This is a genomic window from Hyphomicrobium sp. (assembly GCF_041659645.1).
In the GTDB taxonomy this organism is placed as follows: domain Bacteria; phylum Pseudomonadota; class Alphaproteobacteria; order Rhizobiales; family Hyphomicrobiaceae; genus Hyphomicrobium_B.
The window spans coordinates 896,195-914,347 of sequence record NZ_JBAZXX010000002.1 but is presented as its reverse complement, the minus strand read 5'-3'; the positions used below and the strand labels follow the sequence as shown (position 1 = coordinate 914,347).

Genomic DNA, 18,153 nt, shown 5'->3' with positions numbered 1-18,153 from the left:
TGCGATCAACCGCCGTTTATCGCTGAAGCACGTAAGTGCCGGGCGCCGCGCAAAGGGGCGAAAGGCCCTTTTCCGGCGCGCCCATCAACGGCGGTTCCGTCATCCCGGACGACTTGCCGGCGAGCCAGTCGGCCCAGGCCGTCCACCACGATCCATCGGTCTTGGGCGTCGTCGCTTGCCACGTATCCGGATCGACGAATTTGTTGTTCGCGAGCTTGGTCGCCATCCGGTAGCTGCGATGCGGCGTACCGGGCGGCGATACGATGCCGGCGTTATGACCGCCGCTTGTCAGTAGGAACGTCACGCTCGTATCGCTCAGGATGTTGAATTTATAGACCGAGCGCCATGGCGCAACGTGATCGGTTTCGGTCCCGATCGCGAAGATCGGCACGGTGAGATCGGTCAGTGCGATCGTATGGCCGTCGACCTTGAAGCGCCCTTCGGCAAAGTCGTTGTTGAGGAACAGCGACCGCAGATATTCCGAATGCATCCGGGAGGGCATGCGCGTCGCGTCGGCATTCCATGCCAACAGATCGAATACCGGCTGGCGTTGTCCAAGAAGGTAATCGTTGACGACATGCGACCAGATCAGATCGTTGGATCGCAGAAGTTGGAACGCGCCCGACATCTGGGCGCTGTCGAGAAAGCCCTGCTCCGCCATCATGTCTTCAAGCAGCGATACTTGGCTTTCGTCGATGAACAGCGTCAGCTCACCGGCTTCGCGGAAGTCCGCTTGCGCGGCAAGGAGCGTCAGGGTCGCGATACGGTCGTCGTTTTCGTTGGCCATTGCGGATGCGGCCGTCGCCAGAAGCGTCCCGCCGAGGCAATAGCCCGCCGCATGGATCTTGTTGCCGCCCGCAATCGAAGTGATGGCATCGATCGCCGCCATCACGCCGTCGCGGCGGTAGGCGTCGAATCCAAGATTACGGTCGTCGGCATCCGGATTGCGCCACGAAACGATGAAAACCGTGAAGCCCTGAGAGGTCAGATATTTGACGAGCGAATTCTCCGGGCGAAGATCGAGAATGTAATATTTCATGATCCAGGCCGGTACGATGAGCACAGGCTCGGCGTGGACCTTCTCCGTCGTCGGCTCGTATTGAATAAGCTCGATCAGATGGTTGCGGAAAACGACCTTGCCGGGCGTAATCGCAACCGTCTCCCCAACCTTGAATTTTTCCGCGCCCTCCGGGGCCTCCCGCGAGCGTAGGCGCTTCAAGTCGTCGCGATAATTTTCAAAGCCGCGAATGAGATTGAGCCCGCCTTCCGACCGGGTTCGCGCGAGGACGTCGGGATTCGTCGCGACGAAATTCGCTGGCACGAAGACGTCGGGCGCCTGCCGCGTGATGAAGTCGACGCGGTTCAGATTCTGCTTTTCCGCTCCCCTGACCTTGGTGGTCGCCGAATGCCACCACTCTTCGCACAACAGAAAGCTCTCGGCGAAGACGTTGAAGGGATATTGCTTCCAGCCCTCTGAAATGAAGCGATGATCGTGAGGCTGCGGCACGACGCTCGGCGAAACCGCGCCGCCTGCGGCCGCCTGTTGGGCGAACGCCGCGAGCCGCATCCACTGGCGCACGCCTTCGCCCATCAGCTCGAGTTGCAATCCGGGGGAAGCCGCCATGTGCATCCCCCAATCGAAGAACGCATTGGCGCAGGCTGCCGGGGAAACGCCGCCCGTCGATTTCGCGATGAGATAATGGAGATAGCGGTCGAGTTCCGGCTGCTCGTCGTCCGGCGGCAATGTTGGCGCGATCTTCGCCACTTCGGCCTTGCCGCTGGACTGACTGGACTGATCGGTCAGAAGCGCGATCGCCTCCGAGCGCGGCGCAGGAAGTGCATTTTGCACTTTGGCTGGCATATGCACGTTACGGCCCTCGTTGCTCGAATTTTCCCGCGGCTTTGATACACCCGTTGTGTTCAATCTAATTGACGCAGCGCAAATGAGCGGTCGCAAAAGATTATTGATCAAGATCAGAACGGGGAGAGCTTCGGTCGCTTATTGGACGTTGGAACGAGCATGTTTAAGGATTGGGGTCGATGACTGTTCGCAATTTGAATTATCTTTGCGCGCCGCGATCGGTGGCGTTGATCGGCGCGGGAACGCGGCCAGGATCCGTCGGCGCGACGGTCAGGAAAAATCTGCTCGAGGGTGGATTCAAAGGCTCGATAAGCCTGGTAAATCCCAAATACACCGAAATCGAAGGTCACCGCTGCTATGCGTCCGTCTCGGATTTGCCGGAGGTGCCGGACCTCGCCGTCCTCGCGACCCCTCCGAGCACCATCGTCGGCCTCATCGAGGAACTTGGCGCCAAGGGCACGCGGGCAGCGATTGCTCTCGCGGCGGGTCTGGGCGAACAGAAAAAGGCGATGATCGCCGCCGCGCAGCCGCACTGCCTGCGCATTCTCGGCCCGAACTGCATCGGCTTGATGTCGCCGAACATCGGTCTGAACGCCAGCTTCGCTCACCGCGCGCCTGTTGCCGGAGACCTCGCGTTCGTCTCGCAATCGGGTGCGCTCGTAACCGCCGTGATCGACTGGGCTGCCGGACGCGGCATCGGCTTCTCCCACGTCGTCTCGCTGGGCGAAATGGCCGACGTTGACCTCGGCGACATGCTCGATTTCCTGGCGACCGATCCGCGGACCCGCGCGATTCTTCTCTATATCGAAGCCGTCACCCACGCCCCGAAATTCATCTCGGCGGCACGTCGGGCCGCACGCATGAAGCCGGTCGTCGTCGTCAAGACAGGCCGTCATGCCGGCGGCGCCCACGCTGCGCTGTCTCACACTGGCGCGCTGGCGGGCTCCGACGCAGCCTATAACGCCGCATTCCGCCGCTCGGGCCTACTGCGCGTCAAGACGCTCGACGAACTCTTTGCGGCTGCCGAAACCTTGTCCCGCGTGCCCCGTCTGCACGGCGAGAGACTGGCCATCCTGACCAATGGTGGCGGCGCGGGCGTTTTGGCGACCGACGAGTTCCAGGATTGGAACGGCACGCTCGCGTCCTTTGGTGTCGACACGATCGAGGCCCTCGATCGCGTTCTTCCGCCGACCTGGTCGCATGGCAATCCCGTCGACATCATCGGCGACGCCGGAACGAAGCGCTATTCCGACGCCCTCGAAGCGCTCCTGCACGATCACGACTCCGATGCCATCCTCATTCTCCATTGCCCGACCGCAACGGTGTCGGCCATTGATGCTGGCAAGGCGGTCGTCGATACCGTCACCGCAAACCGCGCGCTTGTGGCCGATAAACCCGTCATGACGTGCTGGCTCGGTGATGGCGCCGTGCAGGAGGCCCGCTCGCTTTTCGAAGCAAACAAGATCCCGACGTTTGACTCGACATCTTCTGCAATCACCGGATTGATGCAACTCGTCGACCATGCCCGTTCGCAAGACGAGCTGATGCAAACGCCGCGCATCGCGGCGGGTGACCACGCCTATGATGAAAAGTCCGCATGTCGCGAAATTCGCCGGATTCTCGATAGCGGTAGAACGGTCGCGTCCGCCTTGGAAGCCAAGACGATCTTGGCTGCGTACGGCATTCCGACCGATAAGGCCGTTCTCGTCCCTGATCCGGCTGGCGTCCGCTCTGTCGCCGCCGACATTCTCAAGACCAACGACGCCTGCGTCATCAAGATTGCCTCACCGGACATTTCCCATAAGTCCGATGCCGGCGGCGTGCGGTTGAACTTGGAGAGCGCTACGGCTGCCGAGCAGGCCGCCATCGACATGCTCGCCAAGATCAAAGCCAAGCTTCCAGAGGCCCACATCGACGGCTTCACCGTCGAACCCATGATCAAGCGGCCGGATGCGTTCGAGACGATTGTCGGCATGAGCGTCGATCAGACCTTCGGCCCTATGCTGTTGTTCGGCGCCGGCGGCGTGGCGGTCGAAGTTCTTCGCGATAGCGTGCTGGCGCTGCCTCCGCTCGATATGCGTCTCGCCCGTCAGATGATCGACGGAACGCGGATTTCGAGGCTCCTGAAAGGCTACCGCGATCACCCGCCGGCCGACATGGACGCGATATCCGATACGCTCGTTCGCATCAGCGACCTCATCGTCGCGCATCCCGAAATACGCGAACTCGACATCAATCCGTTGCTCGCCGACAAGGATGGTGTGATCGCGATCGATGCGCGCATGAAACTCGCCGACGAGAGCGTGAGCCCGCGGCTTCCCCTTGCCATTCGCCCCTATCCGGCGGAACTCGCCCGTGAGGTCAGTATCGATTCGATCGGCGAGGTTCTCATTCGCCCGATCCGGCCCGAAGACGAGCCGGCTTATGCGAAATTCTTTTCCGAAATCTCCGAAGACGATGTCCGTCTCCGCTTTTTTACCGGCCGGCGAGCCTTCCCGCACGCGTTCTTGGCAGCCTTGACGCAGATCGACTACGCGCGAGAAATGGCCTTCGTGGCAATTGACGAAGCAACGCAAGAATTGATCGGCGGCTCCCGCCTCGTGCTGGAACCGGACCTAAGGCGCGGAGAATTCGGAATTCTCGTCCGCTCGGATCTTCACGGCCGCGGCCTCGGCTGGCAACTCATGTCCGCGCTCCTGAACTACGCGCAGCATGAGGGCGTCGAGGAGATCACCGGTCTGGTAAACGTCAGTAATACGCACATGCTCGATATGGCGACCGACCTCGGCTTCGAAACCCGCACCTTCGAAGGCGATGCTTCGGTTCGAGAAGTTGTTTGGCACCCCGCGGCATCGGCTGCCGCACCCCCTGCAATCGGCGCGGTGAAGAAGCAATCCGAAAAAGCCGATAGCTAGAGCGCGACGACGTCGTCGAGGTAGCGCGAAATCTCGTTGCTCGGGATGCCGGTCAAGTCTTTCTCGATCTCGACGATGATCTTTTCGCGCACGGCCGGACTGAGCATTTTGCGAAGCTCTCCGAGCATGGCCGCCGGCGCCACAAGCACGAGCCTGTCGAAGGCGTTGTTTCTGAGGTAGCTCGCAAGCATGGCCCCGAGCTGCCTGGCGAACAGCGCTTCGAGCGCCCGGGTTCCGCTCGGTCGCTCGTCAATCGGGCGATGAGGCGGCGCCGTCTCAACTCCTGACGGCAAGCGATGGCCGCCTCTGACCGTATGCTCATGATAGCCCCGACCGTCTCCGAGCGCTTCGAGAATCCGAGCTTCCTTGCCGTCCGCAATCAAAATCCAGGTGCTCTTCGGCTTCACGATTTTTCCTCTCGGCCAAACCGCATCATCGCGGGACGTGCCACGGGTCGGAATTGACCTTGGTCAATTGAGGTCGGGTAACGACAGAGGCTTGAAACCCTCGAACGGCCATGGATTGGCTGAGGTCCAGTTCGAGAACATCTGCCGTTCGGCCGGCGTCAGCGTTTGCGGGAGCAACGGGCCGAGCAGAACTTGCTCCCAGTCCACATGCTCGCGCCTTCGTTCGGCGGCGTTCCGGATGAGATAGCCGAGCATGCCCGAGTCGATTGTCTCTCCTCGGGTGACCATGTTGAAGCACTCGACCAGTTCGTCATTGATGCCGGAGATCTCGATGTGCTGCCGCGCCAGCGGCGCTAAGCGGCTTTCAAGGTCCGGCAGACATCCGCCCCGGCGCGTAATGAGCGGCAGAATGGCTCCGCCCTGCAGCGTTAGATGCGACGTCCATGTGCTCGGCACCAGTTTTGTGAGCACGTCGATTGTCTTGGTATTCATCGATCCGGGCAGGACATCGGCGACCGCCAGCAAGGACTTGCAGACGTCGAGTTGCAAGGCGCAATCGGCTGCGAAACGGGTCGCCGGGTGCTCGGCATCGTTCGTCCATGCTGCGCGGATGCGGTCGTCGGTAGCCATAAGCTCTCCCATCGGATGCTCCAATTTTGGCGCGACTGTCACGAAACTGCTTTGATCAAGATCAGTTGAAACCCCGCCCGTCGCGGGGATCATCGTCCGCGGCTCAGTTGACGCAACACGACATCTGGATTGCAGGACCTTGAGGCATTAGGGTGCGCGGAGAAAAACCGGTCATATCAAGGTCAACAATGCTAGAGGCGATCCTAGAGTCAGCGGTTGCCGCAATATTGGCTATCGATAGTTCTGGCCGCATCCAGAACGTCAACCCGGCTGCTCAGCGGATGTTCGGGTATTCCGCTGCCGAAATGCTCGGCCAGCCGATCAACATGTTGATGCCGGAGCCATACCAGTCTCAGCACGATGGCTATCTTCACCGCCACCTTTCGACCGGTGAGAGGCGGATCATCGGCATCGGCCGCGAGGTTCAAGGACTTCGCAAGGACGGAACCATTTTTCCGATCCACCTTTCGGTCGGAACGTTCGAAGTTGGCGGCAAGCGCTTCTTTTCCGGCATCATCAATGACCTGAGCGCCCGCGCGCGGTTGCAGGCCGAGATCGACCGTCAATCGCTGCTGTTTCAAGCTGTGTTCGACCACGTTCCGGAAGCGCTCGTCATCTCGTCGCCCGACGGCGAGATCATTCTGGTGAACCCGGCCGCGACACGCATGTTCGGCCATTCGGCAGAGGAGGCGCTGACGGCGGATCTCGACGTTCTTTTTGTCAATCCCGAGGATTTGCAGAAGCTCGAAGTCGATTCTGCGGACGACGCGGGCAGCCGAACACTTTCGATGCCGCTCCGCCGGCGCGATGGTACGACGTTTCCAGGCCAGGGACACGTCGCCGACATCGTCGGCGCCGACGGCTCACGCATCGCGGTCGTGAGCCTCTTTCGAGACATGACGGAAGATCTGAAGCTGAAAGAAGCGGCGCTGAAATCGCAAAGACTAGAGGCGATCGGCCAATTGAGCGGCGGCATCGCCCATGATTTCAACAATCTCCTGACCATCATTTCCGGCAACTTGGAGCTGTTGGAAGAAACGATTTCGAACCCGCAGGATCACGAGCTTCTGACGCGGGCCGCGAGAGCCGCCGATTCAGGCGCCCGCCTCACCAACCGCCTGTTGACCTTCGCCCGCCGCCGCCAACTCGCCGCTGAGGTCATCAATCTCAACGAGCAGGTTCGTGGCATGACCGAGCTTTTGCGGCGAACGCTCGGCGACATGATCGAATTGCGCACGCATCTGGCCCCAGATCTCTGGCTTGCCCGCGTCGACGCCGGAGAGGTCGAGGCGGCGGTGATCAATCTCGCGATTAACGCTCGCGATGCCATGCCCGATGGCGGCAAGCTCGCAATTCGCACCGACAACGCGACACTGGAAGAGGGCGAGGTCGGGTTTGAAGGCCCGTTGACGGCCGGCGAATACGTCCGGATTTCCGTGTCGGACAGCGGCACCGGCATGACGAAAGAGACGATGAGCCGGGTATTCGAACCCTTCTTCACGACGAAACCGCCCGGGCGTGGCACCGGCCTCGGCCTCAGCACCATTTACGGCTTCGTGAAGCAATCGCAGGGCAACATTACGATTTACAGCGAGCCCGGCACCGGAACGACCGTAAATCTCTATTTGCCACGCAGCATCGACCCAAAACATTCCGAGCAAAGCGCGTCTCAGCCGGACCGGCCCATCGCGACGAACGAAAACATTCTCGTGGTCGAAGATAATCGCGATGTCCGCGCCTTAACGGTAAAGCGGTTCGAGCGTCTCGGTTATCGCGTGGTCGAATGCGTCACGGGCGCGGAAGCCAAAGACGCGTTGAAGAACGGCCTGAACGTCGATCTCGTCTTCACCGATATCATGATGCCCGGCGGCATGACCGGAATAGACCTCGGCAAATGGATTGCCGAAAATCGCCCGAGCCTGCCCGTAGTCCTGACGACGGGATTCGCCGAGGAGATCGCGGGAACCACCAGCGCCGGTAAAGTATCGTGGACGATCCTGCGCAAGCCTTACGCCCAAAAGGATTTGGCGAATGTCATCCGCCAGGTTCTGGATAAGCACGCAGCCGAGCCGTCGGCATAGCGGAGCGCCAGCCTTCTGGCTTCAAATTCGCCGGGCGTCCGTCGCCAGCATATAACCGACGCCGCGCACGGATTTGATCTGCGCGGGTTTCGAGCCGTCGTCGTCGATCTTCTTCCGCAGACGGCTGATCAAGGCGTCGATCGACCGGTCGAGCGGGGAATAGTCATGGCCCTTCAGAAGATCCATGATCTCATCGCGTGACAGCACCCGATGTGGTCGCCGCACGAAGATTTCGAGCAGGTTGAACTCCCCCGTCGTGAGTTCGCGCACAGTACCCGAGGCATCCTTGAGTTCCCGACTCGTCACATCGAGCGTCCAGTCGCCGAAGTGAAACGCCTCGTGCTTCGCCTGAGGGGCGGGCGAGGCCGTTGCGCCTGCTTCGCGCCGGCGCAGAACAGCCCGGACGCGCGCAAGCACCTCGCGCAAATTGAACGGCTTTGAGATGTAGTCGTCGGCGCCGAGTTCGAGCCCGACAATGCGATCGACGGCGTCGCCTTTACCCGAAACCATCACGATTGGAACATCGCAGTTGGCGCGAATTTCACGCGCGAGACTGAGGCCGTCGTCCCGGCCGAGCGTCAGGTCGAGCGTCACGAGGCTAACCGCGCCTTTCGCGAGCGCCGAGCGAGCTTCGGTCGCGTCGCCAGCTTCAGATACCAAGTAACCCTCACGCTCGAAGCACGTCCGCAGCAGGTGTCGGATTTCCGGGTCGTCGTCGATAACGAGAATTTCTGTCGTCACTGCCGAGTCCCCGGATTCCTGTCGGTCATTTGCATGCTGCGGTCGACGCCCAGACGGAGCCCCCGGCCGCGGCTAAGCGCCCGAAGAGTAGAAGATGGGATATAACAAAATTTATTGAAGCAGAAGCGTCCCTTCGCCGCTGAGGGAAGGCTGCACGGTCGGACAACCCAAACCAATAGCGATTGTGTTCGATCGGCTTTGCCGTCACCTGAATCGCAGATAGTGGCGAGCGCCGCTTAGATTTTCGCTGAGCGACGACAATTGTAGGCCCTTAGGCGACCAACGGAGCGCCAACGGCTTCAGCATCTCGGCGACGGCTAGATACGCGACCGTAGTGACCGCAATTGCCGCGAGAATGGCGCCCTGCAGCGGGACGAACCCCGCAAAGTGGCCCAGCGGCGTCAGGGCAACAAGCAGCGCAACGGCGAGCGCCCCAAGCGAGCTCGCCACCAGAACCGCGTTCGGTCGGCTCGTCCAGAATGGCCTAGCGGTTCGGATGACGAAAATGACAAGGATCTGCGTCGTGATGGATTCGACGAACCAAGCAGTCCGGAAGACATCGGCAGTCGCCTTGAAAATGGATGAGAGCATCAAAAACGTTCCGAGATCGAACAACGACGACAATGGCCCCATGATCAGCGTGAAACCAAGCACGGAGCTGATATCCCACGTCTGCGGCCGCGACAGAGACTGCTCGTCCGCTGTATCGAACGGAATGCCGATCTCGGAAAGATCGTAGAGCAGATTGTTGATCAGAATTTGCAGAGGCATCAGCGGGAGGAAAGGAAGGATCAACGACGCGAGCGCCATCGAAAGCATGTTGCCGAAATTCGAGCTTGTCCCCATGCGCACATATTTCATGATGTTGGCGTACGTCCGGCGGCCCTCGGCGACGCCATCCGCGAGGACGTTGAGGTCGGGCTGAAGTAAAATGATGTCGGCGGCATCTCGCGCGACATCCGTGCCCCCCTCGACGGAAAGTCCGACGTCGGCTGCGTGAATGGCTGTGGCGTCGTTGATGCCATCACCGAGAAATCCGACAGTATACCCGCGATTGCGGAGAGCCCTGACGATCCGTCCCTTCTGGTCGGGCGAGACACGCACGAAAAGATCGACTGTCGCGACTTTCTCCATAAGAGCCGCATCGGAAAGCGTGTTGAGATCGTCTCCGGTGAGCAAGCCCTTCGCGGGAATTCGCAGGGTCTTTACAAGATTGAGAACGACGGGGGCCGCATCGCCTGAGATAATCTTCACGACAATTCCGGCGTTCACGAGCTTTGCCACTGCGCCCGTCGCCGAACTCTTGGGCGGATCGAGAAACGATGCGCAACCGACGAAAGTCATGCCCGCTTCGTCGTCCGGGCAGACTGTCGAACGATCGGCCGGCATCGCCCGCCGCGCCACGCCGAGCAGCCGCAATCCTTCGCGTCCTTTCGACTCCATCAATGCCTGGATCGTCGCCCTACGCTCCGAGTCGAGTTGCACGACGGTTCCGTCGCTGCCTTCGACGGTGTCGCACAGCGGCAGAACCATTTCCGCGGCGCCTTTGGTGACGATCTCGCGATAATCGCCACGCGCGACAAGAACGGACGAGCGACGGCGATTGAAATCGAATGGCGCGTCGTCGATGAGGGTCCAGTCCGCTTCCGCGGGCGCAACCGCCGCAATGACGGCATCGTCCAGATTGCTCCGCGCGCCGCTCGCGAATTGACTGTTCAACCTGATAAGTTTCGCAACGCTATCGCTCGGGGCGCCGTCGAAGTCGATGCTTTCAACGAGCGCGATCTTGGCTTCAGTCAGCGTGCCGGTCTTATCGGTGCACAGCACGTTCATCGCGCCGAGGTCGTGGATCGCCGAAAGCCGTTTGACGACGACTTTACGCTTCGCCATTCGGATGGCGCCACGCGCGAGCGTGACGGTCATGATCATCGGTAGCAATTCGGGCGTCAGCCCAACCGCAAGCGCCACCGCGAACATGAAGCTCTCGAGTGAAAGCCCGTGCCGGACCAGCTGACTTAGGAGAACAAAAAGAACCAGGAACGCGGTGAGCCGTAGGATCAGCATTCCGAGCCGGTGTACGCCCCGCTCGAACGCCGTCATCGGCTCGCGGGCCTGAACCGAAGCAGCGATGGCGCCGAAAGTCGTTGCCGCTCCGGTCTCGGCGACGAGCATGAGCGCATCTCCGGAGACGACGCTCGTCCCGGCGAAGAGGGCGTTATGAGCTTCTGCGATCAGCGAACTCGCGCATTCGCCCGTCTTCTTTTCGCAAGGATAGGGCTCGCCCGTCAGGCTTGCCTCATTGGTCATTGCGTTGCGGCTCGAAATGACAAAACCATCGGCCGGGACGAGATCCCCGGCGCGTAATTGCACCACATCGCCACGGACGATGTCTTTGACGGGCAATTCGACAGGCTGCCCATCGCGCAGCGCCGTTGCCGTAACCGCAACAGACCTCTTGAGCGCCTCGATAGCCGTCTCGGCCTCACGCTCTTGATAGAGATCGAGCGCGATCGAAAACGATACGATCAGTATAATGATGAGAAAACTCTGCCAATCTCCCGCGAAGCCCGACACTGCAGCGGAGAGAAGAAGTATCGCGGTCAATGGCTCAGCAATTCGCCGCAGCGCCTTCGCGACGATGCTTTTCCGGACCCTGACGCCGACGAGATTAGGTCCGTCCTCGGCCAACCGCGCAGCCGCCTGATCGGAGCGAAGCCCTGTCGCCCGGCTGACGAGTGCTTCGAAAGCGGCATCGATCGGATGTGTCCAGAACGGCACGGAGCAGCGGCGATCGGTCTTTCTGGCGGAGTGCTCGACATCAATCATCGCGGGTAGCGAGAGCCCGTGAACCTGGAATATCTGGCCGTCATCGAAGCCCCTTGGGTTAACATATCGCGCCGCAGCAAGGTGCGCGAGCCACATCGCCGAATTCCATGATGATCTTCTTTGCGCGAGATCAACGTTGTGGGGGAAACCTTCAGCGATCTTCCTGCCGTCGGTGGTCGTTCAAAGTCGAGCGCGTCCGCCGCTTACGACAGTAGATGCACGCGAACGAGCCTGAGATTTTATTCTGCCAGCAACGCTGCGTCCCCGCGTTGGCTGACACTATGCGGGCGCCTCGATTGCCCCCAGTTCGGGGCGCCCGCCGCTTATTTGAGGAGCCCAGAGCATGACGCTCGATAAATCGCGGGAGATTGAGAGATCTCTGATGCGAACAGCCTTCGAGAAGGCATGTCTGCTCTCCGGCCTGACGCTCGATCCGCGCGAAGCGGTGAACGACAACGAACTTGCTCAGATCCCTGCAACGGTCCAGACGCTCGTCGAAAGCGGCGTTTCGGATATCGAATTGATAGCTGACCGTGCGTCCGAATTCTGCAGGAAATAGATTTTCCATTGCCAAACGGCTGCGCCGGTCGCCGTCGTAATATATCGAATTGCGTCCATATTATTAATATATATATTACTCGCGCATAAAATCCAGTTTACAGAAGCGGGCATAAACCGGAAATAAGCTATTGTGCGCTAATATGCTTTGCGTGTCCCAATTTGGCGCGCAATTGAATAATTCATACGAATACCGCCAATGATGAAATGAGTAATACGCTGTCGGTATCCGACTCACGGGATGCGCCCTCGATTGAGGCGCCACGTGAGGAAAATCAGCACGCTGATTATGGTGGCGATGATCGCGGTCGCGGCGGCCCAAGCGGCGCGACGGGCGAACACCCCGCGGTCCGCAGGCTTTCCCAGATTCACCGCGAAATGGGACAAACGGTGCGCCGGGCGGCCGCCGTTCACGAGCAGCACTCATCGCAAACGGATCGTGTCGTCGAGCCGTTGGCGGCATGGCGATGGACTGCGCGAAAGACATTCGTCGTTGTAGCGATCTTTTCCGTTTTCGTGAACGTCCTGATGTTGACGATGCCGATCTATCTCTTTCAGATCTCCGATCGCGTCTTGACGAGCCGAAGCCTCGACACTCTTTTGATGTTATCGGGGCTGGCACTCGGCCTTCTGGCGACGATGTCCTTGCTCGACATCCTTCGCAGGCAGATCCTCGGCCGGCTGGCGGCGTCGATGGAAGTGATACTCGGCGGTCCGATCCTCGCGGGAATCGTTATGTCGACGCCGACAGGCGAGGGCGGCAACGTCCTGGCGTTGCGTTCGCTGCATCAGGTGCGCAGCTTCCTTTCGAGCCCGACGATGTTGCTGTTGTTCGACGCGCCGCTCGCGCCTTTCTATTTCGGCGTTATCTTCCTCATTCATCCCGACCTTGGCGTGATCGTCCTGGTTGCCGGCCTCGTCCTCTTTAGCATCGCCATATTGAATCAGACCGCGACGGCGGGTCCGCTCGGCAACGCCGGGGGTTTTGCGCCGAAAGCTGATACGCGTGCGGAATCGTTCGCGCGCAATGCCCAGGTGATCAACGTGATGGGGATGCAAAGCATCCTGCATTGGGGCCGCGAGCGGGCACGAGCTCTAGCTCTGCCAATAAATGCCCACGACAAAAACGTCTGGATCAGCGGCGCTTCCAAGTTCGCACGTTTGGTGACGCAGATCGCCATTCTTGGTTGGGGCGCGCATTTGGCGCTTTCCGGAGAGTTGACGGGCGGCATGATGATCGCGGCGTCGATCATGGCGAGCCGTGCGCTGCAGCCGCTCGAAGGTATGATCGAAGGCTGGCGCTCGCTCATCCAAACACGCGCCGCATATGCGCGCGTTCGGTCGACGCTGGAAGGCTTGCAAAAGGAAAAATCGAAACTGCGTCTGCCGCGAGCCACCGGAAAGCTCACGGCGGAGAGGCTGCTCTACATTCCACCTGTTATGGACAGCTTCTCTCGGGCGTTCCGCGAGAAATGATCAGCGCACGTAGTGGCGGGGAAAGCTTCCTCGCCGCACGCCAGTAAAAGCCGAAAGGCCGAGACGAGACGTCTCGGCCTTGTCGTAAGGAAGCTTCTTCCGAGCACATACTGAACGAGCGGACCGCGCTGCGGCCCGCTCATAAAATCCTCGACAAATAATGTTCGCAGATGGTTCAGGCCGCCGTGGCGGCAACGATCGGTTCCGCGTGAGCAACGACGTCTGCGGCGGTCGTCAGGCTCGTAAGATACATGGTCGATATGTGGCCCGATTCGAAAAGGGCATCGACGGCAGCGGCCTCGGCCATCATCTCAGCAATGTCTTCAGCCGTAAGGTCCGAATAGATTTCGGCAGGTTTGATATTGGAAACGACTTCATTCATGACGCACTCAACCCCGTGATTGCCAGATTCGCCGGTCGCAGCGTTTTCGCTTTTTTCGATCCGGCGCGTTCCCATCGGTATGAACGTCAATTCCTAAAAATTGCGGAGTTTCAAAGCGTAGGCTCTGGTTCTGCTTAAAATGCCGTTACTGTCGCCTCGTATTGAAGCGTTTTCGCGCGCTACGCTCATCCGAGCGGCGGATGTGAGCAAAATCTGTTCCAACTCCGATCTCGGGGAGTCCGGCCCAAATCAGTCTTTGCCATCCTGAATTTTACCGGTTTGGTGCGCTCCGGGCGCGGTTGCCCTCGTCCTACTGGTAAGCTTCCCGGGTCTGTCGGAGACAAGCTTCGCAGCCTCTCCGGCGCCGGTATAAGAACAGCCGTGCACGTGTCTTGGTTTTCATGCCGGTGTTTTCGACGTAAACGGAATTATCATGCCGTCTCCCAAAACGCCCCTCCTCGCCGCCGATTGCGTCGTTGTCGACCCCGACCGCGGCGTGCTTATGGTCCGGCGGAAAAATCCGCCTTTCAAGGGTGAGCTTGCTTTGCCCGGCGGATTCGTCGAAATCGGCGAGACCGTGGAAGGCGCCGCAAGACGCGAGTTGATGGAAGAGACCGGCATCGAAGCGCTGAGCCTGACGCTCGTCGGCGTCTATTCCAAACCCGATCGCGATCCCCGGGGGCATGTTTGCTCCGTGGCTTTTCTCGTCCGCACGAAGACCAACGATGCCAAGGCAGGCGATGACGCCGAAGCCGTCGCCTGGATCAAGAATCTCGACGGCATTGCAATCGCATTCGATCACCGAAAGATTATATCTGACGCGCTGAACTTTATCCGATGATGTGAGAGCCAATGGAATTCAAGGACTACTACAAGACCCTCGGTGTCGAGCGCGACGCGACGCAGGACGACATCAAGAAGGCGTACCGGCAACTCGCGCGTAAGTTCCATCCCGACATCAACAAGGAAGCGGACGCCGAGGCAAAGTTCAAGGAGATCGGTGAGGCTTACGAGGCGTTGGGAACGGCCGAAAAGCGCGCCGCTTACGACCAACTCGGCAAGGACTGGAAGGCCGGCCAGGAGTTTAAGCCGCCGCCGAACTGGGACGCCGGTTTCGAATATTCCGGAGCACCGGGGGGCGGCGACTTCAGCGATTTCTTCAGCAGCATCTTCGGCGGTGCTCGCGGCGAACGGGCTGGCCGCTCCGGCCGCGCGCATACTGCGTTCCACATGCGCGGAGAGGATCATCACGCGGCGATTGTCATCGATCTGCGCGACGCGCTGGATGGCGCCACACGCACGATAACGTTACGCATCCCCGATATGGATGAGGGCGGCCATGTCCTCGTCCGTGACAAAAATCTCACCGTGCAAATCCCCAAGGGCGTGACCGAAGGACAGAGCATTCGCCTCAAAGGGCAAGGCTCTCCCGGCATGGGGGAAGCGCCAGCCGGCGACCTCTACCTCGAAATTCGCTTTAAGCCCGATCCGCTTTACCGTGTCGTTGGCAAGGACCTCTATCTCGACCTGCCGGTGACGTTGTGGGAAGCGGCGCTCGGCGCCAGCGTGAAGATGCCGACACCATCCGGCGCCATCATGCTGAAGGTGCCCGCCGGTTCCGCGTACGGCCGCGAGCTTCGCATCAGAGGTCGCGGCATCCCCGCCGCGGAACCTGGCGATCTCTATGCGGTCCTGAAGATCGTTTGGCCACCCGCAACCGACGAAAAGGCCCGCAAGATTTATGAAGAGATGGCGAAGGAATTGGCGTTCGATCCGCGCGCCGGGCTTGGAGTTTAAGCGATGACCGACACCACCATTGGCGCGATCCCCGCGGAACCGATCGGTACCGATCCCGTCTATTCGCTGGAGGAATTGAGCATCGTCTGCAATGTCGAAACCGCATGGGTTGTGGAACTTGTAGAGCAGGGCATCATCGAAGCACGCGGCACAACCGTTTCGGAATGGCGGTTCTCAAGCGTTAGCATCGTTCGTCTCGCGAAAGCCAAACGCTTCGATCGCGACCTCGGATTGAACCCGGCAGGCATCGCGCTCGTCTTCGATCTCTTGGGCGAGATTGACCGCCTCAAGGCACGCTTGAATGTTCTGAAGGGCGCGCGGACGTCTCTTGCAGATCGTTCCAGCGATGACAGAGACCAAGTTTGACCATCAGCACCGGTGACCGCGTCATGGCTCGAAAACGCATCATCGCAGTCGGTCACGCGGCGCTCGACTACGTCTATCGGATAGACAAGTTCCCGTCGTCCGCGACCAAGATGCGGGCGCTCGATCACGTCACGAGCGGTGGCGGCATGGCGGCAAATGCAGCCGCCGCAATCGCTCGTCTCGGGGCCGACGTTTCCCTTTGGGCGCGTATCGGCGACGATCCAGCGGGCGGCATCATACGCAACCAGCTCCATGCCGTGGGCGTCGGCGTCAGCCATGTGCGCGCGTTCCACGGTGTTCCATCGGCGACGGCCGCGGTGATTGTCGATGGGCGCGGTGAGCGTCTTGTCGTCAGCGAGGACGACCACGAATTTCCACTCGCCCCCGATTGGCTTCCAATATCCGACGTCGATGCCGCCGACGCTGTCGTGAGCGATCTGACTTGGCTCGAAGGCACCGTCGCTGCATTCAGCGCCGCTCGCGATCGGGACGTGCCGACAATTCTTGATATCGATCTCAACAGCGGCCAGTTGCTCGCTAAAGTCATCGGTCTCGCCGACTTCGCGATATTCTCGGCTCCGGCCTTCAGAAAGTTCTTGGAAGGCGGCAGCGACGAAGATCGCCTGACACGTCTCGTACATGCCGGAATTCGCCACGCTGGCGTGACGCTCGGCGCGCGGGGCTACCTTTGGGCGGCGCGTGGTGGGGAGCACGGCCGTCAGCCTGCATTTCCGGTAAAAGTCGTCGATACGACAGGTGCTGGCGATGCCTTCCACGGTGCGTTTGCGTGGTGCCTAGCGGCGGGATATGCCGATCAAGAATGCGCCCGCTTCGCATCCGCCGTCGCCGCGATGAGCTGTACGGGATTAGGTGCGAGATCGGGTCTTCCGACGCGAGAAGATGTCGACCGCTTCCTGGCTCGAAGCGCATAATTGAAGCGCGCGCACAAAGCCTATTTCTTTCCTCAGCGGTCCGCCCTCCTCCGAAGGTCCAATTTTTTGGCCGCTTATTGCGATGCCGCAAGTGCATTGCGGGATAAATCGCGAAACGCAGAGATCGATCTCAATCACATCAAAAGGCGATCAAGGGCGTGTACGGATTGAACAAATCGAGGTTCATTCAGCTTTCGCGTACGCTCGTCATTTTTTGTGCGTTGCGATCCAAGAGTCAAAAGAAATGCTGATTCACCGCAGACGTGATTGGCATTCCCGCGAATATCGGTGTGTCATTGACCCATAACAAACAAGAGGATGCCCAATGCCCGATTCAGCCTACACCATGATCTTCGCGATTGAGGGGCTCCTGATCGTAGGAGCTGTCGGAACCGGTTTGATGTTATTCTACACAAGCCGCCATCACCGCAGTGAAAGCAAGCTGACGAACCGCGGCAAGTAAGCGTCCGTACATAACGAAAGAGCATTGTCTGAACGCGAGCGACGGCAACTTAATGCTGCGCTCGGGTTGTCTATGTGCGCCCATTGAATTTAAAGCCTCGGCGCAATCGACGTTTCAAACTTTGGTTTACCCCCTCGCTCCGGCCGAGAAGGCCCGTAAATCGAGCGCTGCCGAGGTTGGTCCTCGCTACGGGTAACAATACCCGTCCGTGCCTCATACCTAGAGATGATAGTTCCGGAGGCCTCCGCGCTTATCTGTCTCGAGCGGCTTTCGACAAAGCGCCGCCCGAGAAACGGGGGCTGCCGGCGCGGATAGAGATAACGGAGACGTAAAATGAAGATTGCTGTTCTTGCTACGATGCTGCTCGTTTCGGGTGTTTCCGGCGCATTCGCTGCTCCCTACCACTGCACGGGCGATTACAAGACCTCTGGCGCTGCCTGCGACGTCACGAAGTAAAAAAGAATTTCGAGCGAATAACCACTCGAAGAATGGGGCGCCCTTGGGCGCCCTTTTTTGTTCTGCGGCCGCGCGCCCAAATCGACGGAACGATCGACGGAACGCGACGTGATCGCGAGGCACCGAAATCGCGAGGGCCTGCCCTGCATTTTGATAGCGACACGTTTTTCATATTCGATACTGAGCCTGTGATTGCTGCGCTTTTAGAACATTCGCCAAGCACGGCCACAAACGGATCGATTATTTTTTCATACTCAGAGAT

The 18,153-nt window shown here is 59.8% G+C and carries 16 protein-coding genes; 10 read left to right on the top strand and 6 right to left on the bottom strand.

Translation table 11 applies throughout. From position 1 onward, the window contains the following. Positions 1–16 precede the first annotated feature (16 nt). A complete protein-coding gene (locus WC811_RS09340; protein WP_372643731.1) occupies positions 17–1,861 on the bottom strand; it encodes a PHA/PHB synthase family protein in 1,845 nt (614 codons plus the stop codon). Positions 1,862–2,040: 179 nt separating this feature from the next. On the opposite strand from WC811_RS09340, the gene WC811_RS09335 reads away from it, so the two are divergent. Continuing rightward, positions 2,041–4,776, top strand: coding sequence for a bifunctional acetate--CoA ligase family protein/GNAT family N-acetyltransferase (locus WC811_RS09335; RefSeq protein ID WP_372643429.1), 2,736 nt, complete (start codon positions 2,041–2,043; stop codon positions 4,774–4,776). On the opposite strand, the gene WC811_RS09330 is transcribed toward WC811_RS09335, so the two are convergent. Then, on the bottom strand, positions 4,773–5,183 hold the full coding sequence (locus WC811_RS09330; RefSeq protein ID WP_372643426.1) for a host attachment protein: 411 nt from the start codon (positions 5,181–5,183) through the stop codon (positions 4,773–4,775). The genes WC811_RS09335 and WC811_RS09330 overlap by 4 nt on opposite strands. 63 nt (positions 5,184–5,246) lie before the next feature. Beyond that, positions 5,247–5,813, bottom strand: a complete 567-nt coding sequence (locus WC811_RS09325; RefSeq protein WP_372643424.1) for a hypothetical protein — start codon at positions 5,811–5,813, stop codon at positions 5,247–5,249. Positions 5,814–6,001: 188 nt separating this feature from the next. On the opposite strand from WC811_RS09325, the gene WC811_RS09320 reads away from it, so the two are divergent. Further along, positions 6,002–7,894 (top strand): PAS domain S-box protein, encoded by a 1,893-nt coding sequence (locus WC811_RS09320; protein WP_372643421.1) that lies wholly within the window; start codon positions 6,002–6,004, stop codon positions 7,892–7,894. A 21-nt stretch (positions 7,895–7,915) separates the two neighbouring features. On the opposite strand, the gene WC811_RS09315 is transcribed toward WC811_RS09320, so the two are convergent. Together WC811_RS09315 and mgtA are read right to left on the bottom strand one after the other, a co-directional pair. After that, positions 7,916–8,635: a response regulator gene (locus WC811_RS09315; RefSeq protein WP_372643418.1), complete on the bottom strand. Its 720-nt coding sequence runs from the start codon at positions 8,633–8,635 to the stop codon at positions 7,916–7,918. 204 nt (positions 8,636–8,839) lie between these two features. Continuing rightward, positions 8,840–11,557 (bottom strand): magnesium-translocating P-type ATPase, encoded by a 2,718-nt coding sequence (gene mgtA, locus WC811_RS09310; RefSeq protein ID WP_372643416.1) that lies wholly within the window; start codon positions 11,555–11,557, stop codon positions 8,840–8,842. A 247-nt stretch (positions 11,558–11,804) separates the two neighbouring features. Here mgtA and WC811_RS09305 point away from each other — a divergent pair, with 247 nt between their 5' ends. Next, positions 11,805–12,020: a hypothetical protein gene (locus WC811_RS09305; RefSeq protein ID WP_372643414.1), complete on the top strand. Its 216-nt coding sequence runs from the start codon at positions 11,805–11,807 to the stop codon at positions 12,018–12,020. Positions 12,021–12,226: 206 nt separating this feature from the next. After that, positions 12,227–13,495: a hypothetical protein gene (locus WC811_RS09300; RefSeq protein ID WP_372643412.1), complete on the top strand. Its 1,269-nt coding sequence runs from the start codon at positions 12,227–12,229 to the stop codon at positions 13,493–13,495. 175 nt (positions 13,496–13,670) lie between these two features. On the opposite strand, the gene WC811_RS09295 is transcribed toward WC811_RS09300, so the two are convergent. After that, complete coding sequence (locus WC811_RS09295; RefSeq protein WP_372643410.1) at positions 13,671–13,877, bottom strand: hypothetical protein; 207 nt, start codon at positions 13,875–13,877, stop codon at positions 13,671–13,673. 433 nt (positions 13,878–14,310) lie between these two features. Between WC811_RS09295 and WC811_RS09290 the strand changes: the two genes are divergently transcribed. The 6 genes from WC811_RS09290 to WC811_RS09265 all read left to right on the top strand — a co-directional run bounded on the left by WC811_RS09290 (position 14,311) and on the right by WC811_RS09265 (position 17,891). Beyond that, complete coding sequence (locus WC811_RS09290; protein ID WP_372643408.1) at positions 14,311–14,718, top strand: NUDIX domain-containing protein; 408 nt, start codon at positions 14,311–14,313, stop codon at positions 14,716–14,718. A gap of 11 nt (positions 14,719–14,729) precedes the next feature. Further along, positions 14,730–15,674 carry a DnaJ C-terminal domain-containing protein gene (locus tag WC811_RS09285; RefSeq protein ID WP_372643406.1) on the top strand — a complete coding sequence of 315 codons (945 nt, stop codon included), beginning with the start codon at positions 14,730–14,732 and terminating at the stop codon, positions 15,672–15,674. A 3-nt stretch (positions 15,675–15,677) separates the two neighbouring features. Beyond that, on the top strand, positions 15,678–16,040 hold the full coding sequence (locus WC811_RS09280) for a chaperone modulator CbpM (RefSeq protein WP_372643403.1): 363 nt from the start codon (positions 15,678–15,680) through the stop codon (positions 16,038–16,040). Beyond that, positions 16,037–16,972: a PfkB family carbohydrate kinase gene (locus WC811_RS09275; RefSeq protein WP_372643400.1), complete on the top strand. Its 936-nt coding sequence runs from the start codon at positions 16,037–16,039 to the stop codon at positions 16,970–16,972. Before WC811_RS09280 ends, WC811_RS09275 begins: the two co-directional genes overlap by 4 nt. A gap of 325 nt (positions 16,973–17,297) precedes the next feature. Beyond that, complete coding sequence (locus WC811_RS09270; RefSeq protein ID WP_372643397.1) at positions 17,298–17,435, top strand: hypothetical protein; 138 nt, start codon at positions 17,298–17,300, stop codon at positions 17,433–17,435. A gap of 333 nt (positions 17,436–17,768) precedes the next feature. Continuing rightward, entirely contained in the window at positions 17,769–17,891 is a 123-nt protein-coding gene (locus tag WC811_RS09265; RefSeq protein ID WP_372643395.1) for a hypothetical protein, read from the top strand. Positions 17,892–18,153: the final 262 nt, after the last annotated feature.

What these genes read in the sequence shown, in the direction of transcription:
- WC811_RS09340 (WP_372643731.1), bottom strand. Translation starts at nt 1,861, where the DNA reads ATGCCAGCCAAAGTGCAAAATGCACTTCCTGCGCCGCGCTCGGAGGCG.
- WC811_RS09335 (WP_372643429.1), top strand. Translation starts at nt 2,041, where the DNA reads ATGACTGTTCGCAATTTGAATTATCTTTGCGCGCCGCGATCGGTGGCG.
- WC811_RS09325 (WP_372643424.1), bottom strand. Translation starts at nt 5,813, where the DNA reads ATGGCTACCGACGACCGCATCCGCGCAGCATGGACGAACGATGCCGAG.
- WC811_RS09320 (WP_372643421.1), top strand. Translation starts at nt 6,002, where the DNA reads ATGCTAGAGGCGATCCTAGAGTCAGCGGTTGCCGCAATATTGGCTATC.
- mgtA (WP_372643416.1), bottom strand. Translation starts at nt 11,557, where the DNA reads ATGTGGCTCGCGCACCTTGCTGCGGCGCGATATGTTAACCCAAGGGGC.
- WC811_RS09305 (WP_372643414.1), top strand. Translation starts at nt 11,805, where the DNA reads ATGACGCTCGATAAATCGCGGGAGATTGAGAGATCTCTGATGCGAACA.
- WC811_RS09300 (WP_372643412.1), top strand. Translation starts at nt 12,227, where the DNA reads ATGAGTAATACGCTGTCGGTATCCGACTCACGGGATGCGCCCTCGATT.
- WC811_RS09295 (WP_372643410.1), bottom strand. Translation starts at nt 13,877, where the DNA reads ATGAATGAAGTCGTTTCCAATATCAAACCTGCCGAAATCTATTCGGAC.
- WC811_RS09290 (WP_372643408.1), top strand. Translation starts at nt 14,311, where the DNA reads ATGCCGTCTCCCAAAACGCCCCTCCTCGCCGCCGATTGCGTCGTTGTC.
- WC811_RS09285 (WP_372643406.1), top strand. Translation starts at nt 14,730, where the DNA reads ATGGAATTCAAGGACTACTACAAGACCCTCGGTGTCGAGCGCGACGCG.
- WC811_RS09280 (WP_372643403.1), top strand. Translation starts at nt 15,678, where the DNA reads ATGACCGACACCACCATTGGCGCGATCCCCGCGGAACCGATCGGTACC.
- WC811_RS09270 (WP_372643397.1), top strand. Translation starts at nt 17,298, where the DNA reads ATGCCCGATTCAGCCTACACCATGATCTTCGCGATTGAGGGGCTCCTG.
- WC811_RS09265 (WP_372643395.1), top strand. Translation starts at nt 17,769, where the DNA reads ATGAAGATTGCTGTTCTTGCTACGATGCTGCTCGTTTCGGGTGTTTCC.